Source organism: Cupriavidus sp. FW305-3-2-15-C-LB2 (genome assembly GCF_058787575.1).
Genome location: NZ_JBYSZW010000044.1, coordinates 62,131 through 68,143, shown reverse-complemented (window position 1 = coordinate 68,143; position 6,013 = coordinate 62,131). Strand labels below are relative to the sequence as shown.

At 68.1% G+C, this 6,013-nt stretch carries 7 protein-coding genes; 2 read left to right on the top strand and 5 right to left on the bottom strand.

Going from position 1 to position 6,013, the window contains the following annotated elements:
- Positions 1-164 precede the first annotated feature (164 nt).
- Complete coding sequence (locus AC3WRR_RS26450; protein WP_010808970.1) at positions 165-983, bottom strand: inositol monophosphatase family protein; 819 nt, start codon at positions 981-983, stop codon at positions 165-167.
- A 191-nt stretch (positions 984-1,174) separates the two neighbouring features.
- Between AC3WRR_RS26450 and AC3WRR_RS26445 the strand changes: the two genes are divergently transcribed.
- Together AC3WRR_RS26445 and cysE are read left to right on the top strand one after the other, a co-directional pair.
- Positions 1,175-2,005, top strand: a complete 831-nt coding sequence (locus tag AC3WRR_RS26445) for an RNA methyltransferase (protein WP_371852234.1) — start codon at positions 1,175-1,177, stop codon at positions 2,003-2,005.
- Between the two features lie 305 nt (positions 2,006-2,310).
- The gene (cysE, locus tag AC3WRR_RS26440) at positions 2,311-3,054 is read left to right on the top strand and encodes a serine O-acetyltransferase (protein WP_010808968.1); all 744 of its coding nucleotides are present in this window, start codon (positions 2,311-2,313) and stop codon (positions 3,052-3,054) included.
- Positions 3,055-3,084: 30 nt separating this feature from the next.
- On the opposite strand, the gene AC3WRR_RS26435 is transcribed toward cysE, so the two are convergent.
- From AC3WRR_RS26435 to AC3WRR_RS26420, 4 genes are all read right to left on the bottom strand, one after another.
- Positions 3,085-3,882 carry a UDP-2,3-diacylglucosamine diphosphatase gene (locus tag AC3WRR_RS26435; RefSeq protein WP_041687246.1) on the bottom strand — a complete coding sequence of 266 codons (798 nt, stop codon included), beginning with the start codon at positions 3,880-3,882 and terminating at the stop codon, positions 3,085-3,087.
- Positions 3,883-3,948: 66 nt separating this feature from the next.
- Positions 3,949-4,449 carry a peptidylprolyl isomerase gene (locus AC3WRR_RS26430; RefSeq protein ID WP_010808966.1) on the bottom strand — a complete coding sequence of 167 codons (501 nt, stop codon included), beginning with the start codon at positions 4,447-4,449 and terminating at the stop codon, positions 3,949-3,951.
- A 23-nt stretch (positions 4,450-4,472) separates the two neighbouring features.
- The gene (locus AC3WRR_RS26425) at positions 4,473-5,054 is read right to left on the bottom strand and encodes a peptidylprolyl isomerase (RefSeq protein WP_010808965.1); all 582 of its coding nucleotides are present in this window, start codon (positions 5,052-5,054) and stop codon (positions 4,473-4,475) included.
- Between the two features lie 74 nt (positions 5,055-5,128).
- Positions 5,129-5,839 carry a tetratricopeptide repeat protein gene (locus AC3WRR_RS26420; RefSeq protein WP_010808964.1) on the bottom strand — a complete coding sequence of 237 codons (711 nt, stop codon included), beginning with the start codon at positions 5,837-5,839 and terminating at the stop codon, positions 5,129-5,131.
- Positions 5,840-6,013: the final 174 nt, after the last annotated feature.

Genomic DNA, 6,013 nt, shown 5'->3' with positions numbered 1-6,013 from the left:
GGGCAGGGTGGGGCGACCTTGACGAGGATCATGGCCGTCTCGGGAATGAGAAAGGTCTGCAGTGCTGGGTGCGGTGGCACGCGGGGCGCACCATGCAAAAAGCCCGCCGGGGTGCGGCGGGCGTCGGGGTGTGGCTGATCTGGCCGTCAGGCCATGTGCCGGTGTCAGGCGGCGGGCTTGGCGTTGTCGAGCGAGAACGGCGACAGCAGGCGCACCATCTGGGCGAACGCCTTGGGATTGCCGGCCAGCACTTCGCCCTGTTCCATCTGGCGCGGCTCGCCGGCGTAGTTGCCGACCAGGCCGCCCGATTCGGTGATCAGCAGCATGCCTGCAGCCATGTCCCACGGCTGCAGGCCGCGCTCGAAGAAGCCGTCCAGGCGGCCGCAGGCCACATAGGCCAGGTCCAGCGCGGCGGCGCCCGGGCGGCGCAGGCCGGCGCAGTTGCGGGTCATCAGCGCGAACAATTCCATGTATTCGTCCAGGCCTTCCAGGTCGCGGAACGGGAAGCCGGTGCCGATCAGGCAGTCGGCCAGCTTGTCGCGGCGCGTAACGCGGATGCGGCGGTTGTTCAGGAAGGCGCCGGCGCCCTTGCTGGCGGTGAAGAGCTCGTCGCGGGTCGGGTCGTAGACCACGGCCTGCACGGGCGTGCCGCGGTGCAGCTGGGCGATCGAGACCGCGTATTGCGGGAAGCCGTGGATAAAGTTGGTGGTGCCGTCCAGCGGGTCGATGACCCAGGTGTACTCGTGGGAGTCTTCACCCTCGGCCCAGGACTGGCCGGATTCTTCCGCTAGAATGCCGTGTTCCGGGTAGGCCGTGCGCAGGATCTCGATCACCGCGGCTTCGGCGGCGCGGTCCACCTCGGTGACAAAATCGTTGTGTTGCTTGCGCGAGACGCGCACCAGATCGACGTCGAGCGACGCGCGGTTGATGATGGATCCCGCCTTGCGGGCCGCCTTGATGGCGATATTGAGCATCGGATGCATGAATCTCTCCAGGCCGGCCACGACGACGCGGCGGGGCGCAAAAGCGCCGCACGCCCGCTCATGGGCAGCTGACAACACAACGGATTGTAGAAGAACGTCGGGCGTCGCCGGTTCTGCTGCAAATGTGCCGCGAGAGTCTCGCGAGCAAGCAAAAACCTGGCGCCGCGCCAAAGAAGAACCCCGAATTGTATATGAACCCGGCAATTGATACGAGCCAGCCCGCTGCCGATGGCAACAGCGGTGATACCGGCGGCAACGCTTTTGGCCGCGTGCGCTTCGTGCTGGTCGAAACCAGCCACCCGGGCAACGTGGGCTCGGTGGCGCGCGCGATCAAGACCATGGGCTTCGGCAGCCTGGTGCTGGTCTCGCCACGCGAGCCGGATGTGCTGCGGCACTCCGACGCCGTCGCCATGGCCAGCGGCGCCGACGATGTGCTGGCAGGCGCGCTCATCGTCGATCAGGTCGACGCGGCGCTGGCCGGCGCCGCGCTGACCGTGGCGATGACCGCGCGCCACCGCGAATTCGGCCCGCCGCGGCTGCTGCCGCGCGCTGCAGCGGAACGTGCGCGCCAGACGCTGTCCGGCAGCGGCGGCGTTGCCTTCGTGTTCGGCAACGAGCGCTATGGCCTGCCCAATGAAGTGGTCGAGCGCTGCAACGCAGTCACCCATATTCCCGCCAACCCCGCCTATACCTCGCTCAACCTGGCGCAGGCAGTGCAGCTCATCGCCTACGAGATGCGGCTGGCGCTGCTGGAGGCGGCCCCGGACGCCGGCGCCAATATCGGCTATGCTGGTGAGCCGGCCACGGCCGAGCAGGTCGAGGCCATGTTCGGCCATCTGCAGACGGGCCTGGAGGCAATCGGTTTTCTCGATCCGTCCAACCCGCGCAGGCTGATGACCCGGCTGCGCCGGCTGCTGGCACGCAGCGGCCTGGAGCGCGAGGAAGTGAATATCCTGCGCGGCATCGCCAAGCATATGCTGATCGCCGCGCAGAACCAGCCGGGCCCGCACAAGGACCGGTGACAGGAGCAAGGACAGTGGCAGCAAACCGGAGCGATTCGATGCAGGGCGAGGCAGGCACGCGCGGCAAGCGCGCGTGCTGTCGCCCCGCGGCTGCGGGTTTGCGCAGGCCCGGGCGATGTTGATCGCAGCATCGCCGCAATGTCCCTGACGGATCAGGGGCCAAACACCGGTACCCCAAGCGGGCCCGGCAAATCACTTACACTCCCTGATCCCGTCCCCACCGGCCACTGACCTCGCCGGCGACCCTGCCCCGGGCACCAGCCCGCGTGGCGCGGCGCACGGCGCGGCAACACGACACGACCAAGATGTTCTCTCGCCTGAAGGAAGATATCGACACCATCATGCTGCGCGATCCCGCCGCGCGCAGCCGCCTGGAAGTGCTGACCTGCTACCCCGGCCTGCATGCCGTGGTGTTCCACCGCTTTGCGCATCGATGCTGGAACGCGGGCTTCCACTGGCTGGGGCGTTGGATCTCGCACTGGGCGCGGTTTTTCACCGGCATCGAAATCCATCCGGCGGTCAAGCTGGGCCGGCGCGTGTTCATCGACCACGGCATGGGCGTGGTGATCGGCGAGACCGCCGAGATCGGCGATGACTGCACCATCTACCAGGGCGTGACGCTGGGCGGCACCTCGCTGTACAAAGGCCAGAAGCGGCACCCCACGCTGGGCGCCAACGTGGTGGTGAGCGCGGGCGCCAAGGTGCTGGGCGGATTCGTGGTGGGCGACGGCGCGCGCGTGGGCTCCAACGCGGTGGTGCTAAAGCCGGTGCCGCCGGGCGCGACCGCCGTGGGCATCCCGGCACGCATCATCCTGCCGGATGCGCCATCGGCGCAGCAGGGTGCCAAGCAGGAGTTCTCGGCCTATGGCATCACGCCCAATGCGGACGATCCGGTGTCGCTGGCGCTCAAGAGCCTGATCGACAATGCGGGGCGCCAGCACGACCGCATCGAGGCGGTGCTGGCCGCGCTCGACCGGCTTGGCGAACACCTGGAGAATACGCCGAACGATCCCTTCGATGCGAGCGAACTGCGCAGGCTGATGAAGTGAGCGGGAAAGGGGCCGGGCCGGCGCTGCCGCTCAGTCGGTCTGCGGCAACAGGCGGAAGCCGTCGCGATCTAGTTGCAGCACCGCGGCGCGCGGATGGGCGCCGTCCAGGTCCCAGTCAGTGAGTACCCAGCGCACGCCGGCGGCTTCCTCATGCCGTGCCGGGCGGTGCGTGTGTCCATGCACCAGCAGCGACGCACCGGCGGCGCCGAGCAACTCGGCCGCGGCCGCGGGCGCCACGTCACCATAAATCACCGGAACGGCCGCTCCCGCGCTCAACTGCCTGGCGCGGTTGCCTTCACTGTCTGCCCGCAGCTTGCGGGCGATCGACAGACGCGCGCTCAGCGGCAGTGCCAGGAACACGCGTTGCACCCAGCGCTTGCGGGTCCAGCGGCGGAAGCGGTTATAGCGTTCGTCGTCGATGCACAGCATGTCGCCGTGGCTCAGCACCACGCGCTGGCCGGCACAGTGGATCACGGCGGGGTCGGGCAGCAGGCTGGCACCGGCAGCGCTGGCGAAGCGCTGGCCCAGCAGGAAGTCGCGGTTGCCGTGCATCAGGTACACAGCCACGCCGCGCGCTGCCAGTGCGCGCAGGGCTGCGGTCACGCGCTGCGCGAAGGGCGAGTCGGTTTCTTCGTCGCCGATCCAGAATTCAAAGAAGTCGCCGAGGATGAACAGCGTGCGCGCGTGCTGCGCGGCGCGCTCGAGCGTGCGCTCGAAGGCCGCCAGCGTGCGGGGCATGCCGGGCGTCAGGTGCAGGTCTGAAATGAACCACGCCGGCGCCTGTGCCTCGAAGGGACCGGCCACCGGCGTGTGGGGGATTGCGGTCATGCGCGGTGTCGGAAGGGGAATGCCGGCACGTGGATGCGCACGGAACCGCAATCGTCAGGCATCGGCTTACTCGACGATGACGGCCTTCTCGATCACCACGTCTTCCAGCGGCACGTCCTGGTGGAAGCCCGAGCTGCCGGTGCGCACGCCCTTGATCTGGTCGACCACGTCGGTGCCTTCCACGACCTTGCCGAACACGGCATAGCCGAAGCCCTGCGGCGTGGGCGAGGAGAAGTTCAGGAAGTCGTTGTCGACCACGTTGATGAAGAACTGGGCGGTGGCCGAGTGCGGGGCGTTGGTGCGCGCCATGGCCACGGTGTAGCGGTCGTTCTTCAGGCCGTTGCCGGCTTCGTTCTCGATCGGGGCGTCGGTGCCCTTTTGCTTCATGCCGGGCTCGAAGCCGCCGCCCTGGATCATGAAGTTCTTGATCACGCGGTGGAAGATGGTGTTGTCGTAGTGGCCCTTGCGCACGTACGACAGGAAGTTCTCGACCGACTTCGGGGCCTTTTCGGCGTCGAGTTCAATGGTGATGACACCCTGGTTGGTGTGGAGCTGGACCTTGGACATGGGATTTCCTCTGTTCGATAGTGTTATTTGACGACGGTGGCCGACTCGATCACGATCGGCGCGGCCGGCACATTGCGCATGGGGCCGTAGGCCGTGGTCGGCACGCTCTTGATCTTGTCGATCGTCTCCATGCCTTCCACCACCTTGCCGAACACTGCGTAGCCGTTGCCGTCCGGCTGCGGGTAGTCGAGATTCGGATTATCCACCACATTGACGAAGAACTGCGCGGTGGCCGAGTTGGGGTCGCTGGTGCGTGCCATGGCCACCGTGCCGGCCTTGTTCTTCAGGCCGCCGCGGGCTTCCAGCGGGATCGGAGCACGGGTGGGCTTTTCCTTCATGTCGCGGTCGAAGCCGCCGCCCTGCACCATGAAGCCATTGATCACGCGATGGAAGATGGTGCCACTGTAGAAGCCGCTCTTCACATATTCCAGGAAGTTCGCGACGGTCCTGGGCGCGGCCTCGGGGTAGAGCTCGACGGTGAACTTGCCGGCACTGGTGACGAACTGGACGCGCTCGGCGGCCTGCTGAGCCAGCGCGCTGAACGAGTACAGTGCCAGGGCGCCTGCGGTCAGGCCGGCCAGGACGATGCGGCGGGAACGGATCATGAAGGAACTCCGGTATGTCTGGATGATGCACATGGTCCGGGCGCGCCGCGCCCGGACCTTGGGATGAGTGGCCGTCAGTTGGCTGCAGGGGCGCTGGCAGGTGCCTGGCGCTGCGTTGGCGGCGCCTTGCGGCCGGTGCCGGCGGGCGCCGCCGGCTTGGCCGGCGCCGCGGCATCAGGGTTCAGCTGGCGCAGGCCGGCACTGGCGCGGGTATCGCCCGGATTGCGGCGCAGCGCTTCGGCGTAGGCCTGCTCGGCCAGGCGGCGGTAGACGTCGCCCAGGTTGGTATAGCCGATGGCAAAGCCCGGCTTGACTTCGGTGGCCAGCAGCAACTCGGCCTCGGCGCGCTTCAGGTCGCCGCGCTTGGCGTAGAGCAGCGCCAGGTTGTTGTGGGGCTCGGGCAGTTCCGGGAACTCCTGCGCCATTTCGGCAAAGGCCTGGATGGCGGCGTCCTCGCGGCCGGACTGGGCCAGGGCCCAGGCGCGCTGGAAGCGTGCCTGCGCATTGCGCGGGTTGGCGGCCAGCACGCGGTCGAAGCCCTTGATGGCTTCGTCGTAACGGCGCGCGTTGGCGGCCTGCTGGGCCTCGCTCATGCCAGGATCGGTCGACTGGATGCCGCCGACCGGCGTCGTCGGCGCGGCCAGCGACAGCGGGCCGTTCTGCGCGTAGGCAGGGGCCGCCAGCGCGGCGGCCAGGGCCAGCAGGGGCAGTACGGCGCGATGGCCGCGTCGGCGCGCGGGGGCGGCGAACATGGCAGAAGACGGGGAGGGCAGCGGCAGGCTCATTGAGGACAGGTCCGTTATACTCCGCGGCATTCTAGCAAAGCGGCAAGTCCGGCACGAAGGCGATGACATCGGGGCAGCGGGCGCGGCATCTCGCGCGGCGCTGGCGGCGCCGTGCCGGAGGCAACCAGCGCAGCGCCTTCCGGTAAGATATGGGGCGCGACGGAATTGCGCCAG

Excerpts from the sequence above, each read along its gene's own strand:
- AC3WRR_RS26425 (WP_010808965.1), bottom strand. The coding sequence starts at position 5,054 with ATGATCCGTTCCCGCCGCATCGTCCTGGCCGGCCTGACCGCAGGCGCC.
- AC3WRR_RS26430 (WP_010808966.1), bottom strand. The coding sequence starts at position 4,449 with ATGTCCAAGGTCCAGCTCCACACCAACCAGGGTGTCATCACCATTGAA.
- AC3WRR_RS26445 (WP_371852234.1), top strand. The coding sequence starts at position 1,175 with ATGAACCCGGCAATTGATACGAGCCAGCCCGCTGCCGATGGCAACAGC.
- AC3WRR_RS26435 (WP_041687246.1), bottom strand. The coding sequence starts at position 3,882 with ATGACCGCAATCCCCCACACGCCGGTGGCCGGTCCCTTCGAGGCACAG.
- cysE (WP_010808968.1), top strand. The coding sequence starts at position 2,311 with ATGTTCTCTCGCCTGAAGGAAGATATCGACACCATCATGCTGCGCGAT.
- AC3WRR_RS26450 (WP_010808970.1), bottom strand. The coding sequence starts at position 983 with ATGCATCCGATGCTCAATATCGCCATCAAGGCGGCCCGCAAGGCGGGA.
- AC3WRR_RS26420 (WP_010808964.1), bottom strand. The coding sequence starts at position 5,839 with ATGAGCCTGCCGCTGCCCTCCCCGTCTTCTGCCATGTTCGCCGCCCCC.